The following is a 19,129-nucleotide window of genomic DNA, read 5'->3' on the forward strand; positions in this document are numbered from 1 at the left end:
GCCCGCTGGTGCGCCTCAACGTCTCGATCGTCGCCGAGCAGAACGGCCGCCGGGAATTGGGCTTCCACGGGCTTGGCGGGCGCTACGACTTCAACCGCCTGTTCGACGAGGCGACCTGGAACCGCGCGATCGACATGGCGCTTGCGCAGGCGCTGGTGAACCTCGAATCCGTTGCAGCCCCGGCGGGCGAAATGCCCGTCGTGATGGGCTCCGGCTGGGCCGGAGTGCTCCTGCACGAGGCGATCGGCCACGGCCTCGAAGGCGACTTCAACCGCAAGGGCTCCAGCGCGTTCTCCGGCCGCATCGGCCAGCGCGTCGCCGCCAAGGGCGTGACGGTGCTCGACGACGGCACCCTGGCTGACCGGCGCGGCTCGCTCAACGTGGACGACGAGGGCAACGTCAGCCAGCGCACCGTGCTGATCGAGGACGGCATCCTGCGCGGCTACATCCAGGATTCGCTCAATGCGCGGCTGATGGGCGTGGCGCCGACCGGCAATGGCCGGCGCGAGAGTTACGCGCACGTGCCGATGCCGCGCATGACCAACACCTACATGCTGGGCGGCGACAAGGCCCCCGAGGAGATCGTGGCCAGCATGAAGAAGGGCCTGTACGCCACCAACTTCGGCGGCGGCCAGGTGGACATCACCTCCGGCAAGTTCGTGTTCTCGGCCAGCGAGGCGTTCTGGGTGGAGAACGGCAAGATCAAGTATCCCGTCAAGGGCGCGACCATCGTGGGCAACGGACCCGATGCACTGACCCGCGTGACGATGATCGGCAACGACATGGCGCTGGACAGCGGGGTCGGCACCTGCGGCAAGGAAGGCCAGAGCGTGCCGGTGGGTGTCGGCCAGCCCACGCTGCGCATCGACGGGCTCACCGTCGGCGGCACCGCCTGACGGCACCTGGACACGGAAGGATCCTGCCATGACGCAGTCGCGGCTCCGGCTGGATTCGACCACCAACCTGCCGACCGTCAGGTCCTTCGACCAGCTCAGTCGGTTCCTGCGCGGCAGCGGCGACGACCGGGAGTGCCGGCAGATTTCCGACGGCATGCGCCGGCTCGCCGAGCGCATCGAGGCGATCATCCTCGCGCTGCGCACCAACCGCGAGCGCAGCACCGTCGCCCCGCTGCTGGTGGACCTGCTCACCGTGCTGCGGGCCCATCGCAACCAGATCGTCGACCTGGCCCTGCCCTGGCGCGGGCTCTACGAGTACGGCGGCTATCTGCAGGCGCTCACCAATTTCCGGGTGCTGATCGGCCAGTGGCTGCTCGACGGCGGTCCACGCAGCGCCGAACTGCTGCTGACGGCGGAGGATTTCGAGCTGGTGAGCTGGCGCACGCTCGGCGAAGGCATGCTGCTGATCGACATGTACGAGCAGTGGGTCGGCGACGCCGACCATGCCGAATCGGGGCTCGGTTCGCTGCCTGAGCCGCAGGTGCAGCGCGCCATTCGCTGGTGGCGCAAGCTGCGCCTGTGAAGGCGAAGGGCGGGGGCCCGGGCCCGCGCCGTGGATGTGATACATTGCCTTCCATGGGTCCGACCCGCGCTTATTTTTTTGGCTACTTTTGGTTCTCCAGCCCCTCCGGCGGCCGAGAGCTCTGAACGCACCCGAAAAGACGCGAGACGAACTCCCCAACAACCGCCGGTCACCCCGGCGGTTTTTTTTTGCCACGCCCGATTTCCATCAGGAGCCAGCCAGTGAACGTTCCAGCCTCCACCGCCAGCGATGCCTGGCACGCGCGTCCCGTCGACAAGACCAGCCAGACCGACGACCAACGCATCAAGGACATCACCGTGCTGCCGCCTCCGGAACACCTGATTCGCTTCTTCCCGATCCGCGGGACGGCGGTGGAGGCGCTGATCACCCAGACGCGCCGCAACATCCACAACATCATGGCGGGCAAGGACGACCGCCTGCTGGTCGTGATCGGCCCGTGCTCGATCCACGACCCGGCCGCGGCGCTGGAGTACGGCAAGCGGCTGAAGCAGGCGCGCGACCGCTACAGCGGCTCGCTCGAGATCGTCATGCGCGTGTATTTCGAGAAGCCGCGCACCACGGTGGGCTGGAAGGGGCTGATCAACGATCCCTACCTCGACGAAAGCTACCGCATCGACGAGGGGCTGCGCATCGCGCGCCAGCTGCTCATCGAGATCAACCGGCTCGGGTTGCCGGCCGGCAGCGAATTCCTCGACGTGATCTCGCCGCAGTACATCGGCGACCTGATCTCGTGGGGCGCGATCGGCGCGCGCACCACCGAGAGCCAGGTCCATCGCGAACTGGCCTCGGGCATCTCGGCGCCGATCGGGTTCAAGAACGGCACCGACGGCAACATCCGGATCGCCACCGATGCGATCCAGGCCGCCGCCCGCGGGCATCACTTCCTGTCGGTGCACAAGAACGGCCAGGTGGCGATCGTGCAGACCAACGGCAACCGGGATTGCCACGTGATCCTGCGCGGCGGCAAGGAGCCGAACTACGACGCCGGCAGCGTCGGCGCGGCGTGCCGGGAGCTGGAGGCGGCCAAGCTGCCGCCGACGCTGATGGTGGACTGCAGCCACGCGAACAGCAGCAAGCAGCACGCCCGCCAGGTCGACGTCGCCCGCGACATCGGCGGGCAGATCGCCGGCGGCTCGCACAGCGTGTTCGGCATCATGGTGGAAAGCCACCTGCAGGCCGGCGCGCAGAAGTTCACGCCCGGCAAGGACGATCCCCGGCGCCTGGAATACGGCCGCAGCATCACCGACGCCTGCCTGGGCTGGGACGATTCGCTGCAGGTGCTGGAGACCATGTCCGATGCAGTGAAGGCGCGCCGCGCCCGCTGACCCGCCGGCGCGCGCCGGCATGGCCCGCCGCACGAAGCTTTGAAATCGTGCGGAAAAGCTTCAGAATCGCGCAGGGACGGTCAGGCGGCGCCAGGCAGCGGTCTTGCTTCGCGCGCCGGATCGGAGAAGAAAGGGGGACGATTCATGGCAGGACCAGTGCCGGCCGGCCGGGCCCAGGAGCAACCCGTGCTGTGGCTGGGCATGACCGGCTTCGCGCCGGCGCAGCGCAAGGCGCTCGAAACCTCGATTGGCCGGGCCGCCGGTTCCTGCCGTTGGCGGCTGAGCCCGTTCGGCGATGCCGACGGATGGTGGGTCAACGGCGCCAAATGCAGCCTGACCGGCGGCAACCGGCTGAAGATCGGGCCGGGCCTGCCCACCGAGCACACGCTGCGGCTGGAACTCGGCGAGGTGAAGCGGCCGCTGGCCTTTGCCAAGCCGCTCGCGCCGAACAACCTGGAGGCGTTGTGCCTGTTCGATCCGGCCGACGACCAGAGCATCCACCAGGCGCTGCAGCGTTTCGAACAGTGGCTGCTGCCGGTGCGCGCGCGCTTCGTGATCGGCGCGCTGCTGCTGCAGCGCGAAAGCGAGGAGCGGCGCGGCATCTACCACCTCAGCCAGCGCGGCACCCTGCTGGCCGTGCTCGATTTTCAGCAGGGGCAGGTGGCCATTTCCCCGCGGGCGCACCCGCAGCACCTGTGGGGGGCGACCTGGGAGCGGCGGCCGACGGCCGCCGGCCAGACGCCGCCGGGCTTTGCCGTGTGCACCGTCACCGAGCTCGCGTGGAACTACGTGCGCCGGACCGACCGCGACATGCTGCCGCCGCGCTATCGCACGGCAGCCATCTACTACCGGCACGTGCCGCGGGTGCCGATGAACTGGCTGCGCGACTCGCAGCTGGTGCTGCTGCGCGAGCTGTCGACCGGATCGGGCACGCTGCGCTCGCTGCAGGAACGCACCCGGGTGCCGCCCGAGCAGCTCGCGCATGACCTCGCCTGTCTCTTCTACGCCGGCTCGGTGACCACCACGCCGGAACTGGCATCGCAACCGCCCGACGACGTCTCGAATTCGCTCGGGCTCTGGCCGGAGAGCGCCGGGCCCGGTGAGCAGTCGCCGCCGCCGCGGCCGCGACTCGATCTGACTGCGCCCGCCATGCTGGAGCGGCGGCCACGGCGGCCCCCGGATGGCGACGAGCTAGCGCTTTCCTAGGGCGTCGAGCAGCCTGGCGTGGATGCCGCCGAAGGAGCCGTTGCTCATGCAGACGACCTGATCGCCCGGCCGGGCCGCGGCAGCCACTCGGTGCACCAGTTCGTCGAGCGATGGGGCGACTTGCGCCTTGGCGCCCATGGGCGCCAGTGCCTCGCTGGCGTCCCAGCCCAGCCCCTGGCCATGGCAGAAGGCCAGATCGGCCGGCTCCAGGCTCCAGGGCAGCTGCGCCTTCATGCTGCCCAGCTTCATCGTGTTGCTGCGGGGCTCGAACACCGCCAGGATGCGTCCGGTCGAACCGCCGCCGGCCAGCTTGCGACGCAGGCCGTCGAGCGTGGTGCGGATGGCGGTTGGATGGTGGGCGAAGTCGTCGTAGACGGCGATGCCGCGCACCGTGCCGCGCAGCTCCATGCGGCGCTTGACGTTGCGGAACTCGCCCAGCGCGCGGGCGGCCGCCGCGGGCGTCACCCCCACATGATCGGCGGCGGCGATGGCGGCCAGCGCGTTGAGCTGGTTGTGGGTGCCGGTGAGCTCCCAGTCGACCCGGCCGCGCGGCTGGCCGCGTTCCAGGACTTCGAAGCTGTGCGGCTCGCCTTCGGCGCGCAAGTCGCTGACGGCGGCGCCGAAGCTGCGCAGTTCGCTCCAGCAGCCCTGGTGCAGCACCCGGGCCAGGCTTTCCTCGAGTCCGTTGACCACGACCCGCCCGCTGGCGGGCACGGTACGCACCAGGTGATGGAACTGGCGCTCGATGGCGGCCAGATCGTCGAAGATGTCGGCGTGGTCGAACTCCAGGTTGTTCAGGACCGCCGTGCGCGGGCGGTAATGGACGAACTTGCTGCGCTTGTCGAAGAAGGCGGTGTCGTATTCGTCGGCTTCGATCACGAACAGCGGCCGGCCGCCGGGCGCGGCGCGGCCGCCCAGGCGCGCCGAGACGCCGAAGTTGGCCGGCACGCCCCCGACCAGGAAGCCCGGTTGCAGGCCGGCGTGTTCCAGGATCCAGGCCAGCATCGAGGTGGTGGTGGTCTTGCCGTGCGTGCCGGCGACAGCCAGCACGTGGCGGCCCGGCAGCAGGTGCTCCGACAGCCACTGGGGGCCGCTGGTGTAGGGCAGCCCTTCATCGAGCAGCGCCTCCATCAGCGGGTAGCGGGGCGTGCCGTCGGCCAGCCGGGCGCGGGAGACGACGTTGCCGACCACCCACAGGTCGGGCCGGAGGGCGAGCTGGTCGGCGCCGTAGCCTTCGATGAGGTCGATCCCCAGCGCCCGCAGCTGGTCGCTCATCGGCGGGTACACGCCGGTGTCGCAGCCGGTGACCCGGTGCCCAGCCTCGCGGGCGAGTGCGGCCAGGCCTCCCATGAACGTGCCGCAGATGCCAAGAATATGGATGTGCATCCCTCGATTATCGAGGGGAGGAAATCCGGATCGCCGGCGACGCAAACCCAACAGCCGAACGCAAAGGGCGCGGAAGACGCAGAAAACGCGAAAAGACCCAAAGAGATTTCTTGAATTCTTCTGCGTCCTTTGCGTCCCTTTGCGCACTCCGCGTTCGGCTGTTGGGTTCGCAGTCAGCGCGCAAACCGCTCCCGCAGCTTCACCTTCCAGAACTTGCCGGTCGACGTGCGCGGCACCGCGTCGATGAACTCGTAGCGGTCCGGCAGCTGCCATTTGGCGAAGCCGTGCGCCAGCAGATGGTCGTTGAACTGCGCCGGCGTCGTCTGCCGGTCCGGCTTGAGCACGACGCAGGCCAGCGGGCGCTCGCCCCATTTCTCGTCCGGCACGGCGATCACCGCCGCTTCGGCCACCGAAGGGAACGCCATGATCGCGTTTTCCAGGTCGACCGAAGAAATCCACTCGCCCCCCGACTTGATCAGGTCCTTGGTCCGGTCCGAGATCTTGACGAAGCCGAGCGGGTCGACCGAGGCCACGTCGCCGGTGCGCAGCCAGCCGTCCTCGGTGAACTTGTCGCGTTCCACCGGGACCTTGTGATAGCTGCCGGTGATGAACGGCCCGCGCACGTGGATCTCGCCCACGCTGGTGCCGTCCCACGGCTGGTCGCTGCCGTCGCCGCCGCGCACCCGCAGGTCGACCAGCGGCACCGGCACGCCGGCCATGGCCGCGCGGCGGAACCGCTCGTCGGCGTCGGCGTCGCGCAGTTCGGCGCGCGGATAGGAAATCGTGCAGACCGGTGAGGTCTCCGTCATGCCCCAGCCCTGCATGATCCTGATGCCATGCCGGTCGAACGCCCGGATCAGCGCTTCGGGAACGGCCGCGCCCCCCACCAGCGAGCGCATGCCCCGCGGCAGCTGCCAGCGGCCGTGATTGGGCGACCCGGGCGCCTGCGCCGCCTCGTAGGCCTGGATCAGCGCCATCCAGATGGTCGGCACGCCGAGCGACAGCGTCGGCGGCTCCTGCTGGATCAGGTCCAGCAGGTCGTCAGGGTGCAGGTGCGGGCCGGGAAAAACCAGCTTGACCCCCATCATCACGGCGCCGTACGGCATGCCCCAGCTGTTGGCATGGAACATCGGCGTGACCGGCAGGACCACGTCGGTGCCGCGCAGTCCCCAGAAGTCGCCCAGGCTGGCCACCAGGGTGTGCAGCACCGTCGAGCGATGCGAGTAGACCACGCCCTTGGGCCGGCCCGTGGTGCCCGACGTGTAGCACATCGCGACCGGGTCGTCCTCCCCGTGCGGCGCGTAGTCGAAGGCGTCGGGCTGCGCGGCGGCCAGCAGCGCCTCGTAGTCGGCGAACGCCGGCGGCACCGGGGCGCCCGAGAAGGGCACGACGATCACCCGCTCGAACCGGTGCAGGTGCGCGAATTGCCGGTACAGCGGCAGCAGGACGTCGTCGACGATCAGGAACCGGTCCTCGGCGTCGCCGGCGATCCAGCCCAGTTCCTGCGGCGCCAGTCGCAGGTTCAGGGTGTGCATGACACCGCCGGCGGCGGGGATGCCGAAATAGCACTCCAGATGCGCGTGGTGGTTCCAGCACAGGGTGGCCACCCGGTCGCCCTTGCGCAGCCCGAGCGCCTGCAGCGCGGCGGCGAGCGCGCGGGTGCGCCGGTAGTACTCGCCGAAGGTGTGCCGCCGCAACTGCTTGTCCGGCAGGCGCGAGACGATTTCGTTGCCGGCGAACAGGCGTCCCGCGCGCTCGAGCAGATGGTTGAGCGACAGCGGCGTGTGCATCATCGTGCTTTGCATCCGGACCTCCTGGGTGGGCATCGCACTGTAGGAGCCGGAGGGCCGGGAATCAATGCAGAATCACCCCCATATGGACGCCCTGAAATCGGAAATCGCCGCGGCCGCGGCGCGGATGGTCGTGGAGGAAGGGCTGGAGTACGGCCCCGCCAAGCGGCGCGCCGTCAAGCAGCTGGGCGTGAGCGCCCGCAGCGCGCTGCCCGACAACGACGCGGTCGAGGACGCTGTCCAGGAGTACATCCAGATCTTCTGCGCCGACACCCAGCCGCAGGAACTGGCCGCTTTGCGCCGGCTGGCGCTGCGCTGGATGGAACGGCTGGAACAGTTCCGTCCGCACCTGGGCGGGGCGGTCTGGCACGGCACGGCCACGCGCCTGTCGGACATCTACCTGCAACTGTTCTGCGACGACCCGAAGTCGGCCGAGCTGGCGCTGATCGAGCACAACGTCGACTACGAGGCCAGGACGGTGACCGGCTTCAACGGCGAGCCGGTCGAGGCGCTCAGCCTGTCGAGCATGAGCGAGGAACTTGGCGAGCCGATCGGCGTGCATCTGATGATCTACGACCACGACGACGTACGCGGGGCGTTGCGGGCCGACGCCAAGGGCCGCACCCCGCGCGGGGATCTCGCTGCGGTGCGGGCGCTGGTGGAGACGGCGCGGTGAGCGCGCCGGCGACGCCGCCCCCGGACCAGCGCGGCCGGCGCGCGCTGTTGTACGCCGGCGTGGCCGCGGCGGCCGCCATGGCGGGGGCGGGCCTGGCCTGGCGCAGGTTTCGGCCGCACGATGGCGGCGCCGATGCGGCTGATGCCCTCTGGCCCCTGGCGTTTGCGACACCGGCCGGATCGACGCTGGCCATGGCCAGCCTGAAAGGTCGGCCGCTGCTGCTGAATTTCTGGGCCACCTGGTGTCCGCCGTGCGTTGAGGAAATGCCGCTGCTCGACGGTTTCTACCGCCAACATGCCGCCAACGGCTGGCAAGTGGTCGGCTTGGCGATCGATCAGGCCGACCCCGTGCGCGCCTTCCTGGGCCGCGTGCCGGTCGCTTTTCCGATCGGGCTGGCGGCGGCCGGGGGCCAGGAATTGAGTCGCGCATTGGGCAACCTCGCCAACGGCCTGCCCTTCACCGTGGTGGTCGGCGCCGACGGCCGGGTGCTGCAGCGTAGAATGGGCCGCGTCACGGCCGCCGACCTGGATCGTTGGCAGTCGTTGCGCTAAGGGCGAAGCAGAGCTCGCCCGGCGGCCGCTGCGCCGAGCAGCATGCTCGGCAATGCGCCGAAATAACCAGAACTTAATGAAAAAAGCGGAAAATACATGCAAATTGCTGTAAATTCGCTTGATTTCGCTCGCGCACAGGAGGGCCTATGGACTTGCGCAAACTCAAGACCCTGATCGACCTCGTCTCGGAATCCAACGTCTCCGAACTCGAAATCACCGAGGCCGAGGGCAAGGTCAGAATCGTCAAGGGCGGCGGCGCCGGGTACCAGCCGCCAGCAGCCCAGGTACTGCCGGCCATGCCGGCGGCCGCCGCGGCTGCCCCTGCCGCGCCGGCGGCGCCCGCGGTCGAGGCACCGGCGGGTCACACGGTGAAGTCGCCGATGGTGGGGACCTTCTACCGCGCCGCCTCGCCGGGCGCCAAGGCGTTCGTCGAGATCGGCAGCCAGGTGAAGGAGGGGGACACGGTCTGCATCATCGAAGCGATGAAGATCCTGAACGAGATCGAGGCCGACAAGTCGGGCACCATCACCCAGGTCTTCTGCGAAAACGGCCAGGCCGTGGAGTACGGGCAGCCCCTGTTCACCATCGAGTGAGGACGAGGACGCCTCATTCATGTTCAAGAAAATACTGATCGCGAACCGGGGAGAAATCGCCCTTCGCATCCAGCGCGCCTGCCGTGAACTCGGCGTCAAGGCGGTGATGGTCTATTCGGAAGCCGACCGCGAGGCCAAGTACGTGAAGCTGGCGGAGGAGGCGGTGTGCATCGGCCCCGCGCCGTCCGCGCAGAGCTACCTCAACATGCCGGCGATCATCTCGGCCGCCGAGGTCACCGACTCCGAGGCGATCCACCCCGGCTACGGCTTTCTCTCCGAGAATGCGGATTTCGCCGAACGCGTCGAAAAGAGCGGCTTCCAGTTCATCGGCCCCACGCCCGAGTCGATCCGGATCATGGGCGACAAGGTCGCCGCCAAGCAGGCCATGATCAAGGCGGGGGTGCCGTGCGTGCCCGGCTCGGACGGCGAACTGCCGGATGACCCGGTGGCGATCCGGCGGCTGGCCAAGACCGTGGGCTACCCGGTGATCATCAAGGCGGCCGGCGGTGGCGGCGGCCGCGGCATGCGCGTCGTGCATACCGAGGCGGCGCTGATCAACGCGGTGCAGATGACCAAGGCCGAGGCCGGCGCGGCCTTCGGCAACCCCGCCGTGTACCTGGAGAAGTTCCTCCAGAACCCGCGCCACATCGAAATCCAGATCCTGGCCGACAAGCACAAGAACGCGGTGTACCTGGGCGAGCGCGACTGCTCGATGCAGCGGCGCCACCAGAAGATCATGGAGGAGGCACCGGCGCCCGGCATTCCGCGCAAGCTGATCGACAAGATCGGCGAACGCTGCGTGGCCGCCTGCAAGCGCATCGGCTACCGCGGCGCGGGCACCTTCGAGTTCCTGTACGAGAACGGCGAGTTCTACTTCATCGAGATGAACACCCGGGTGCAGGTGGAGCACCCCGTCACCGAGCTGATCAGCGGCGTCGACATCGTCAAGACCCAGATCATGGTGGCGGCCGGCGAGAAGCTGCCGTTCTCCCAGCGCGACATCCAGCTGCGGGGCCACGCGATCGAATGCCGCGTCAACGCGGAGGATCCCTACACGTTCATGCCGTCGCCGGGTCGCATCACCATGTGGCACGCGCCGGGCGGACCCGGCGTGCGCGTCGATTCGCACGTGTACACCAACTACTTCGTGCCGCCGAACTACGACTCGATGATCGGCAAGATCATCGTCCACGGCGACACGCGCGACGAGGCGCTGGCGCGCATGCGCACGGCGCTGCTGGAGACGGTGGTCGAGGGCATCAACACCAACATCCAGCTGCACCGCGAGCTCACCGTGGACGCCAAGTTCTGCCAGGGCGGCACCAACATCCATTACCTCGAGGAGTGGCTGGCGCATCACAAGCGCTAGCCGCATCGGCGCGATGTTCGAACTCGGACTGCTCTGTCCCGAGGACCGGGTCGAGGCGCTGAGCGATGCGCTCGAGGCGCTGGACGCCTTGAGCGTCTCGGTGGAGGACGCCGACGCCCAGACGGACGCCGAACACGCGCTGTTCGGCGAGCCGGGCCTGCCGCCGCCCAAAGCCGGCTGGCAGCGCTCGCGCGTGACCGCGCTGTTCGCGGCCGAGGCCGGCGCGCGGGAGGCGGTGCGACTGCTGCAGCCGCAGGATTTCTTCGCCGGCTGCGAGGTGCTGGGGATCGCGGCGGTGGCCGACCAGGACTGGGTGCGGCTCACGCAGTCGCAGTTCGCCCCGGTGGCGATCACCGCCGACTTCTGGATCGTGCCGACCTGGCACGAGCCGCCGGCCGCGGCTCGCCGGATCATCCGGCTCGACCCCGGCCTCGCGTTCGGAACCGGCACCCATCCCACGACGCGCATGTGCCTGCGCTGGATCGCGACCCAACCCATGCAGGGCCAGCGGGTGCTCGATTACGGCTGCGGCTCGGGGATCCTCGCCATCGCGGCGGCCCGGTTCGGCGCGACCTCGGTCGACGCGGTCGACATCGATCCGGCGGCGGTGGAGGCGGCACAGGCGAACGCGGTCGCCAACGGCGTGCAGATCACGACCGGTCTGCCGGACGTGGCCAACGGCCGCTACCGCACGGTGCTGGCTAACATCCTCGCCACGCCGCTGAAGATGCTGGCGCCGCTGCTGTGCGGCCATGTCGCGCCCGGCGGATCGCTCGTCCTGGCCGGCATCCTGGAGCGGCAGGCCGACGAACTGAAGGCGGCGTACGCGCCGTTGGCCCGGCTCGAAGTGAGCGATCGCGAAGAGGGCTGGATCCTCATGACCGCCCGGCTCTGAGCCCTCCGCGCCCGGGCTGCGGCCGGCAGGCCCGTCGGTAGAATCGCTCGCTGATGCCGGCCCTGATCACGCGCTGCCCCGCCTGCGCCACGATGTTCAAAGTGGTGCCGGACCAGCTCCGGGTGTCGGAAGGGTGGGTGCGCTGCGGCCACTGCGCCGAGGTTTTCGATGCGGCGGCGCACTTGCAGCCGGGCAGCGCGGCCGCCGACACGCCGTCGATTTCGCCGCCCGGAGCGGACGCGGCGCACGAAGCTCCAACGCTGCTGGCCGCCGACGCCCCGCCCCTGTCGGAGCCGGCGGCCGACGATTCCCTGCCGACCGGCGAGGCCAGCGCGGACGGGCCGTCCGAGCCCCTGTCCATCCAGTCGGAGATCGACGAGTCCGTGCTGCCCCCGGAGCCTGACTCGGCGCAGTTCGCCGAGGAGGCGCGGGCGCTGCAGGAAGATCCGCGCGACCAGCCGTTCGCGCTGCGGCGTGAAGACCTGAGCGGGCCGGGCGAGCTGATGCCGCGCGAGGCGGTGGCGTCGTCCCACCCGCCGGAAGACGAACTGCAGGACCTCACCTTCGTGCGGCAGGCGCGGCGCCAGGCATTGTGGGGCCGGCCGGCGGTGCGGGCGTCGCTGCTGTTCGTGCTGCTGGCGCTGGCGGCGCTGCTGGTGGGCCAGGTGGCCATGCACGAGCGCGATCGACTGGCCGCGGCCGAGCCGGCGCTGCGGCCCTGGCTCGCGCGCCTGTGCGAGCCGCTGGGGTGCCGCATCGGCCCGCCGCGCGACATCGACGCGATCGCCATCGACAGTTCGTCGTTCAACAAGCTGCGGCCGGACGCCTACCGGCTGCAGGTCACCCTGAAGAATCGGGCCCGCACCGAAGTGGCGATGCCAGCTCTGGAGCTGACGCTCACCGACAGCGACGAGCAGCCGGTGCTGCGGCGCGTGCTGATGCCGGCCGACCTGGCCGCCCGGGCGGCGATCGCCCCCGCTTCGGACTGGTCCGGCACGGTGGCGCTGGGCGTCGCCGACAATGCGGTCGCCGGCCGCGTCGCGGGCTACCGCGTGCTGGCCTTCTATCCCTGAACTCACCGGAACAATCCATGGCAGCGTTGATCTGTGGCTCCCTCGCCTTCGACACCATCATGACCTTCGAGGGCCGCTTCGCCGAGCAGATCCTGCCGGAGCAACTGCACATCCTGAACGTGTCGTTCCTGGTGCCGGCCCTGCGCCGCGACTTCGGCGGCTGCGCCGGCAACATCGCGTACAGCCTGAAGCTGCTGGGGGGCCAGCCGCTGCCGATGGCCACCGTCGGCAGCGACGGCTACGGCTACATCGCGCGGCTGCACGCGCTGGGCATCAGCACCGAGTACGTGCGCGAGGTCGACGAGACCTACACCGCGCAGGCGATGATCATGACCGACCGCGACAACAACCAGATCACGGCGTTCCATCCCGGCGCGATGATGCACGCGCACGTCACCAAGGTGGAAGCGCGCCCGGACGTCAAGCTGGGGATCATCTCGCCGGACGGGCGCGACGCGATGCTCGAACATGCGCGCCAGTTCGCGGCGGCCGGCATCCCGTTCGTGTTCGATCCGGGCCAGGGGCTGCCGATGTTCGACGGCCGCGAGCTGGCCGGCTTCATCGACCAGGCCACCTGGGTGACGGTCAACGACTACGAGGGCAAGATGCTCTGCGAGCGCACCGGCTGGTCGAGTGCGGAGATCTCCAGGCGCGTGGAGGGGCTGATCGTGACGCTGGGACACGAAGGCTGCGAAGTGTGGATCCGCGGCGAAAAGACGGTGGTGCCGCCGGTGCGCGCGCACGAGGTGGTCGACCCGACCGGCTGCGGCGACGCCTGGCGCGGGGCGCTGCTCCATGGCCTGGAGCAGGGCTGGTCGCTGGAGCGCTGCGCGCGGCTGGGCAACCAGGTGGGCGCCATCAAGATCGCCAGCCGCGGTCCGCAGAACTACACCCTGGACCGGCTGCGTCCGCCGGTGCAACTTGCGTCCGCCGGCACGGCGCGGCCGGCGCCGCCGACCGTCCGCTGAACGCCCGCCAGCCGCGGGCGAGCGTCGCATCGCCGTCGACCACGGTGGTCGCGCCGACCACGTAGCCGCCGGCGCGCGACGCGACAGACGCCGCGCCCGCGAAGTCCCCGAGGCTGACGGTCAGGAGGCGCGGGCGCGGGCCCGACGGCGCTCCATCCAGGCGTGCAACTCGCCGACCACGCCCTTGCGGAACGCCAGCACGCACACCACGAAGATCACGCCGATGATCACGTTCACCCAGGCGCCGACCTTGTCGGCCAGGTTGTCCTGCAGCGCGATCACGATGCCGGCGCCGAGCACGGGGCCGAAGAACGTCCCGACGCCGCCCAGCAGGCTCATCAGGATGACCTCGCCGGACATGGCCCAGTGGACGTCGGTCAGCGAGGCGAAGCCCATGATGATGGTCTTCAACGAACCGGCGAGCCCGGCCAGCGCGGCCGAGAGCACGAACGCCAGCATCTTGTAGCGGTCGACCTCGTAGCCGAGCGATACCGCGCGCGGCTCGTTTTCGCGGATCATCTTGAGTACCTGGCCGAACGGCGAGGTGACGATCCGCAGGATGGCCAGAAAGCACAACACGAAGATCGCGAGGACGACGTAGTACATCGTCGTGTCCGACGCCAGCGAGAGCACGCCGAACAGCTTGCCGCGCGGCACGCCCTGCAAGCCGTCCTCGCCGCCGGTGAACGGCGCCTGCAGGCAGACGAAGAACACCATTTGCGCCAGGGCCAGCGTGATCATGGCGAAGTAGATGCCCTGGCGCCGGATCGCGACCAGCCCGAACAGGAAGCCGAGCAGGGCGCCGGTGGCGGTGCCGGCCAGCATGCCCAGCTCGGGCGTCCAGTGCTGGGCCTTGACGAGCCAGCCGCCGACGTAGGCGGCGAAGCCGAAGAACGCGGCGTGTCCGAACGACAGCAGGCCGGTGAATCCCAGCAGCAGGTTGAAAGCGCAGGCGAACAGCGCGAAGCACAGCAGCTTCATCACGAACACCGGGTACAGGCCGATCACCGGCGCGAGCACGGCCAGGGCCAGCAGCACCAGGTAGGTGACGCGGCTGGCGCGGCTGATGCCCGACGGGTCGGCCGCGGGCGCGGTGCCGGCCGGGGCCTGGGCGAGGGTGGCGGGTTGGGCAGACATGGCTCAGGCCTCCTTGCCGAACAGGCCTGCCGGCCGCACCATCAGGACGATGGCCATGATGAAGAAGACGACCACGTTGGAGGCCTCGGGGTAGAAGACGCGGGTGAATCCTTCGATGACGCCCAGGCCCAGCCCGGTGATCACCGATCCCATGATCGATCCCATGCCGCCGATCACGACGACGGCGAACACCACGATGATGAGGTTGGAGCCCATCAGCGGGGTCACCTGGATCACCGGGGCGGCGAGCACGCCGGCCAGCGCCGCCAAGGCGGCGCCGGCGCCGTAGGTGAGCATCACCATCAGCGGCACGTTGACGCCGAAGGCCTGCACCAGCTTGGCGTTCTCGGTGCCGGCCCGCAGGTAGGCGCCCAGCCGCGTGCGCTCGATCAGGAACCAGGTGCCGATGCAGACCGTCACCGAGGCGAGCACCACCCAGGCCCGGTAGTTGGGCAGCACCATGAAGCCCAGATTGGTGGCGCCGGCGAGGGCCTCGGGCACCGAATAGGACTGGCCCGAGACGCCGTACTGGTCGCGGAAGATGCCTTCGAGGATCAGGGAGATGCCGAAGGTCAGGAGCAGGCCGTACAGGGGGTCGAGCCCGTACAGCCGCTTGAGAAACAGCCGCTCGATGGCGACGCCGAGGGCGCCCACGAGCAGGGGGGCGATGAACAGGGCGGCCCAGTAGCTCACGCCCCATTTGTCGAGCATGATCCAGGCGGCGAACGCACCCACCATGTACAGGGCGCCGTGCGCGAAGTTCACGATGTCCAGCAGGCCGAAGATGACCGCCAGGCCCAGGCTGAGCATGGCGTAGAACGCGCCATTGACCAGTCCGAGCATCAGCTGGCCGAGAAAGGCCTGGATGGGGATGCCGAAGATTTCCGTCACGTGATCAACCTCGAAAAGCCGGGCCCGCAGCGGGCCCGGCTGGTCATCTGCTTACTTCCAGAGCGGGCACTTGCTTTCGGCCTTGGTGGTCCAGGCCTCTTCGCCCTTGAACACCTGCACGACGTTGTAATAGTCCCACGGCTCGGTGGACTTGTCGGGCGACTTCACCTGCATCAGGTACATGTCGTGGATCACGCGGCCGTCGCCGCGGACCCAGCCGCCCTTCATGAAGACGTCGTTGAACTTGGCTTTCTTCATGTGGCCGAGCACCTTCTCGGCGTCGTCGCTGCCCACGGCCTTCACGGCGTTCAGGTACTGGGTGGTCGCCGAATAGTCGGCGGCCTGGATCGACGAGGGCATGCGCTTGACCTTCTCGAAGAACTTGCGGGCCCAGGCGCGGGTTTCCGCGTTCTGGTTCCAGTACCAGCTGTCGGTCAGGTACAGGCCCTGCGTGGTCTTCAGGCCCAGCGAGTGGATGTCGTTGATGAACACCAGCAGGCCCGCCAGCTTCATCGTCTTGGTGATGCCGAACTCGTTGGCCGCCTTGATCGAGTTGATCGTGTCGCCGCCGGCGTTGGCCAGGCCCAGGATCTGGGCCTTGCTGCCCTGCGCCTGCAGCAGGAAGGAGGAGAAGTCGCTGGCGTTGAGCGGCGCGCGCACGGAACCCACCACCTTGCCGCCCGAGGCCTCGACGACCTTGGTCGTGTCGGCTTGCAGCTGGTGGCCGAAGGCGTAGTCGGCGGTGAGGAAGTACCAGGTCTTGCCGCCGGCCTTCACCACGGCGTTGCCGGTGCCCTTGGCCAGCGCCGTCGTGTCATAGGCCCAGTGCAGCGTGTAGGGCGTGCACTGGTCGTTGGTCAGCGCGGAGGTGGCCGCGCCGATCGAGAGGAACGGCTTCTTCTTTTCCGCCGCCACCTTGGCCATGGCCAGGTTGGTGCCGGAATTGGTGCCGCCGATCAGCATGTCGAGGCCCTGGGTGTCGAACCACTCGCGCGCCTTGGTGGCCGCGACGTCGGGCTTGTTCTGGTGATCGGCCGACAGCACTTCGATCTTCTTGCCGGCGACGTTGCCGCCCATGTCGGCGATCGCCATGCGGATCGCTTCGACGCCGCCCTGGCCGTCGATGTCGGCGTAGACGCTCGACATGTCGGTGATCAGCCCGATGCGGATCACGTCGCCCGAGAACTGGGCGTGCGCCGGGGCGACGGCCGCCAGGCTGGCGCCGAACGCCAGGCCGCAGGCGGCGAAGAGTTTCTTGATTTTCACGTCGGTCTCCTTCTGAAAAAACGGGGGGTCAGACGCCCAGGTATTCCTGCAGCATCGCGGTGTTCTGCGCCAGCTCGTGGTTCGCGAACTCGCGCACCATCTTGCCGTGCTCCATCACGTAGAAGCGGTCCGCCAGGGGCGCCGCGAACCGGAAGTTCTGCTCCACCAGCACGATGGTGTAGCCCTTGGCCTTGAGGGTGCGGATGGTCTCGGCCAGCTTCTGCACGATCACCGGCGCCAGGCCCTCGGAGATCTCGTCCAGCAGCAGCAGGCGCGCGCCGGTGCGCAGGATGCGCGCGACGGCCAGCATCTGCTGCTCGCCGCCCGACAGCCGGGTACCGGGGCTGGACGCGCGCTCCTTGAGGTTGGGAAACATGTCGTAGATCTCGGCCACGCTCATGCCGCTGGCGCCCACCGCGGGCGGCAGCAGCAGGTTCTCTTCGGCCGACAGGCTGGCGAAGATGCCCCGCTCCTCGGGGCAGTAGCCGACCCCCAGCCGCGCGATGCGGTGCGGCGGCAGCTTGATCGCTTCGTGACCACGGATGCGGATGGAGCCCGTGCGGGCGCCGGTGAGTCCGACGATCGCCCGCAGCGTGGTGGTGCGGCCGGCGCCGTTGCGGCCCAGGATCGACACCACTTCACCTTCGCCGACGGTCATGTTGACGCCGTGCAGCACGTGCGACTCGCCGTACCAGGCATGCAGGTTCTCGATGGTGAGGAGTTCGCCGGCCATCAGTGGGCTCCCACCAGCTCGGTGTCGGCGGTGCCCATGTAGGCTTCGATCACCAGGGGATTCTTCGACACTTCAGCGTAGGGGCCATCCGCGATCACCGCGCCCCGCTGCAGCACGGTGATGCGGTCGGCGATCGTCGAGACGACGTTCATGTTGTGTTCCACCATCAGGATGGTGCGGCCCGCCGCGACCTTCTTGATCAGCTGCGTCACGCGGCTCACGTCCTCGTGGCCCATGCCCTGCGTGGGTTCGTCCAGCAGCATCAGGTCGGGTTCGAGCGCCATGGTGGTCGCCAGTTCGAGCGCGCGCTTGCGCCCGTAGGGCAGGTTCACGGTCATCTCGTCGGCGAAGTCCTGCAGGTCCACCGCCGCGAGCAGTTCGCGGGCCCGCTCGTGCAGCCGGTACAGCGAGCGCTCGGGCTTCCAGAAGTGGAACGAGGTGCCGAGCGCGCGCTGCAGCGCGGCCCGCACGTTCTCCAGGACGGTCATGTGCGGGAAGACGGCCGAGATCTGGAACGATCGGACGATGCCGCGCCGCGCGGTCTGCGCCGGCTTCTCGTGGGTGATGTCGGCGCCCTGGTAGGTGATCGTGCCGCGGGTCGGCGGCAGGAACTTGGTCAACAGGTTGAAGAACGTCGTCTTGCCGGCGCCGTTGGGCCCGATGAGGGCGTGGATGTGCCCGCGCCGCACCTTCAGGTTCACGTTGTTGACGGCGACGAAGCCCTTGAACTCCTTGGTCAAGTCCGTGGTTTCGAGAATGAACTCACCCGACAAATCGCGCTCCCGTGGTGCAACAACGGGCGCCCAGCCGCCCGCAGGATGCGCCATGCTAGGGAGGCGTGTTGCACTGCGGTAGGGGGTAAGACCCTAAGTAGTTTTGCGGGCTGCCGCGGCCCGCGCCGTCAGGGGTGTGTCAGCGGCCCGGGCGGAGGGTCTGCCGCCGGCGTGACGCAGAGCTGGCGGCCACGCTCGACGATCCCGGCCGGGAACGGGCAGGCCTTGCGGGCCTGGGTGTCCATGTGGACCCCCAGCAAGGTCGTCACGGCGGCGATTTCCCCGGTTTCCTCGTTGGTCATTTCGTGCCGGAAGCGGATCTTGCGGGCTTCCATCGCCAGCACTTCGGACCGGATCGCCACCACGTCCCCGGCCCGCAGCTCGCGCCGGTATTCGATGTGCTGGTCCACCGCGGCCATGCCGCGCCGGTGCTCGCGCAGGTACCCCGGGGTGATGCCCGCCAGCAGGAACAGGTTCCAGGTGGCCTCGTCGAACTTGCCGACGTACCACATGACGTTCATGTGGCCGACCTGGTCGCAGTGCCAGGGATAGACCGTTCCGCGGTAGGTGACCGGCCGCTCGCGCGACGCGGGGGCCCGGCTGTCCTGGAGAGCGGAGCCCATGGCTACATGCTGCGGCGGTACTGGCCGCCGACTTCGAACAGGGCGTTCGTGATCTGGCCGAGCGAGCAGACCCGCACCGCGTCCATCAGCACTTCGAACACGTTGCCGTTGTCGATCACCGCCTGTTGCAGCCGCCTCAGCATCGCCGGCGCTTCCTTGGCATGCCGTGCCTGGAAGGCGTGCAGGCGCTGCAGCTGGCTGCGCTTTTCCTCGTCGGTGGAGCGGGCCAGTTCGAGCTTGCCCGGCACCGGGTCGCCGTGGGGATTGCGGAAGGTGTTCACGCCGATGATCGGCAGCTCGCCGGTGTGCTTCAGCATCTCGTAGTGCAGGCTCTCGTCCTGGATCCGGCCTCGCTGGTAGCCGGTCTCCATCGC

Annotated in this window: 20 protein-coding genes; 11 read left to right on the top strand and 9 right to left on the bottom strand. The window is 68.9% G+C overall.

The window, feature by feature from the left end:
- The 4 genes from VNT59_RS11545 to VNT59_RS11560 form a co-directional block, all read left to right on the top strand.
- Positions 1-896, top strand: an 896-nt coding sequence (locus VNT59_RS11545; RefSeq protein ID WP_325498555.1) for a metallopeptidase TldD-related protein, incomplete at its 5' end; no start/stop codon positions are given.
- A gap of 28 nt (positions 897-924) precedes the next feature.
- Complete coding sequence (locus tag VNT59_RS11550; RefSeq protein ID WP_325498556.1) at positions 925-1,479, top strand: hypothetical protein; 555 nt, start codon at positions 925-927, stop codon at positions 1,477-1,479.
- A 221-nt stretch (positions 1,480-1,700) separates the two neighbouring features.
- On the top strand, positions 1,701-2,825 hold the full coding sequence (locus tag VNT59_RS11555) for a 3-deoxy-7-phosphoheptulonate synthase (RefSeq protein WP_325498557.1): 1,125 nt from the start codon (positions 1,701-1,703) through the stop codon (positions 2,823-2,825).
- Positions 2,826-2,969: 144 nt separating this feature from the next.
- On the top strand, positions 2,970-4,031 hold the full coding sequence (locus VNT59_RS11560; protein WP_325498558.1) for a hypothetical protein: 1,062 nt from the start codon (positions 2,970-2,972) through the stop codon (positions 4,029-4,031).
- On the opposite strand, the gene mpl is transcribed toward VNT59_RS11560, so the two are convergent.
- Together mpl and VNT59_RS11570 are read right to left on the bottom strand one after the other, a co-directional pair.
- The gene (gene mpl / locus VNT59_RS11565) at positions 4,017-5,417 is read right to left on the bottom strand and encodes a UDP-N-acetylmuramate:L-alanyl-gamma-D-glutamyl-meso-diaminopimelate ligase (RefSeq protein ID WP_325498559.1); all 1,401 of its coding nucleotides are present in this window, start codon (positions 5,415-5,417) and stop codon (positions 4,017-4,019) included. The two genes, VNT59_RS11560 and mpl, sit on opposite strands and share 15 nt — an antisense overlap.
- A 173-nt stretch (positions 5,418-5,590) precedes the next feature.
- The gene (locus tag VNT59_RS11570; protein ID WP_325498560.1) at positions 5,591-7,222 is read right to left on the bottom strand and encodes a long-chain fatty acid--CoA ligase; all 1,632 of its coding nucleotides are present in this window, start codon (positions 7,220-7,222) and stop codon (positions 5,591-5,593) included.
- Between the two features lie 70 nt (positions 7,223-7,292).
- Between VNT59_RS11570 and VNT59_RS11575 the strand changes: the two genes are divergently transcribed.
- From VNT59_RS11575 to VNT59_RS11605, 7 genes are all read left to right on the top strand, one after another.
- Complete coding sequence (locus tag VNT59_RS11575) at positions 7,293-7,883, top strand: hypothetical protein (RefSeq protein ID WP_325498561.1); 591 nt, start codon at positions 7,293-7,295, stop codon at positions 7,881-7,883.
- Entirely contained in the window at positions 7,880-8,434 is a 555-nt protein-coding gene (locus VNT59_RS11580; RefSeq protein WP_325498562.1) for a TlpA disulfide reductase family protein, read from the top strand. The genes VNT59_RS11575 and VNT59_RS11580 overlap by 4 nt, the downstream gene beginning before the upstream one ends.
- Before the next feature lie 146 nt (positions 8,435-8,580).
- The gene (accB, locus tag VNT59_RS11585) at positions 8,581-9,027 is read left to right on the top strand and encodes an acetyl-CoA carboxylase biotin carboxyl carrier protein (protein ID WP_325498563.1); all 447 of its coding nucleotides are present in this window, start codon (positions 8,581-8,583) and stop codon (positions 9,025-9,027) included.
- A gap of 19 nt (positions 9,028-9,046) precedes the next feature.
- Complete coding sequence (accC, locus tag VNT59_RS11590; protein ID WP_325498564.1) at positions 9,047-10,396, top strand: acetyl-CoA carboxylase biotin carboxylase subunit; 1,350 nt, start codon at positions 9,047-9,049, stop codon at positions 10,394-10,396.
- Positions 10,397-10,409: 13 nt separating this feature from the next.
- Positions 10,410-11,291 carry a 50S ribosomal protein L11 methyltransferase gene (gene prmA / locus VNT59_RS11595; RefSeq protein WP_325498565.1) on the top strand — a complete coding sequence of 294 codons (882 nt, stop codon included), beginning with the start codon at positions 10,410-10,412 and terminating at the stop codon, positions 11,289-11,291.
- A gap of 53 nt (positions 11,292-11,344) precedes the next feature.
- Positions 11,345-12,364, top strand: coding sequence for a DUF3426 domain-containing protein (locus tag VNT59_RS11600; protein WP_325498566.1), 1,020 nt, complete (start codon positions 11,345-11,347; stop codon positions 12,362-12,364).
- Positions 12,365-12,381: 17 nt separating this feature from the next.
- On the top strand, positions 12,382-13,332 hold the full coding sequence (locus VNT59_RS11605; protein WP_325498567.1) for a carbohydrate kinase family protein: 951 nt from the start codon (positions 12,382-12,384) through the stop codon (positions 13,330-13,332).
- A 120-nt stretch (positions 13,333-13,452) separates the two neighbouring features.
- Here VNT59_RS11605 and VNT59_RS11610 read toward each other — a convergent pair whose 3' ends face one another.
- The 7 genes from VNT59_RS11610 to VNT59_RS11640 form a co-directional block, all read right to left on the bottom strand.
- Complete coding sequence (locus VNT59_RS11610; RefSeq protein WP_325498568.1) at positions 13,453-14,469, bottom strand: branched-chain amino acid ABC transporter permease; 1,017 nt, start codon at positions 14,467-14,469, stop codon at positions 13,453-13,455.
- Positions 14,470-14,472: 3 nt separating this feature from the next.
- On the bottom strand, positions 14,473-15,360 hold the full coding sequence (locus tag VNT59_RS11615; protein ID WP_325498569.1) for a branched-chain amino acid ABC transporter permease: 888 nt from the start codon (positions 15,358-15,360) through the stop codon (positions 14,473-14,475).
- Positions 15,361-15,411: 51 nt separating this feature from the next.
- Positions 15,412-16,620, bottom strand: a complete 1,209-nt coding sequence (locus VNT59_RS11620) for an ABC transporter substrate-binding protein (RefSeq protein ID WP_414708383.1) — start codon at positions 16,618-16,620, stop codon at positions 15,412-15,414.
- Positions 16,621-16,654: 34 nt separating this feature from the next.
- Positions 16,655-17,359, bottom strand: a complete 705-nt coding sequence (locus VNT59_RS11625) for an ABC transporter ATP-binding protein (RefSeq protein WP_325498571.1) — start codon at positions 17,357-17,359, stop codon at positions 16,655-16,657.
- A complete protein-coding gene (locus VNT59_RS11630; RefSeq protein WP_325498572.1) occupies positions 17,359-18,132 on the bottom strand; it encodes an ABC transporter ATP-binding protein in 774 nt (257 codons plus the stop codon). The genes VNT59_RS11625 and VNT59_RS11630 overlap by 1 nt, the downstream gene beginning before the upstream one ends.
- 128 nt (positions 18,133-18,260) lie before the next feature.
- On the bottom strand, positions 18,261-18,755 hold the full coding sequence (locus VNT59_RS11635; RefSeq protein WP_325498573.1) for a thioesterase family protein: 495 nt from the start codon (positions 18,753-18,755) through the stop codon (positions 18,261-18,263).
- A gap of 2 nt (positions 18,756-18,757) precedes the next feature.
- Positions 18,758-19,129, bottom strand: a 372-nt coding sequence (locus VNT59_RS11640; RefSeq protein ID WP_325498574.1) for a methylmalonyl-CoA mutase family protein, incomplete at its 5' end; no start/stop codon positions are given.

Origin of the sequence: Ramlibacter sp., from assembly GCF_035554825.1 — a bacterium.
GTDB lineage: Bacteria > Pseudomonadota > Gammaproteobacteria > Burkholderiales > Burkholderiaceae_C > Ramlibacter.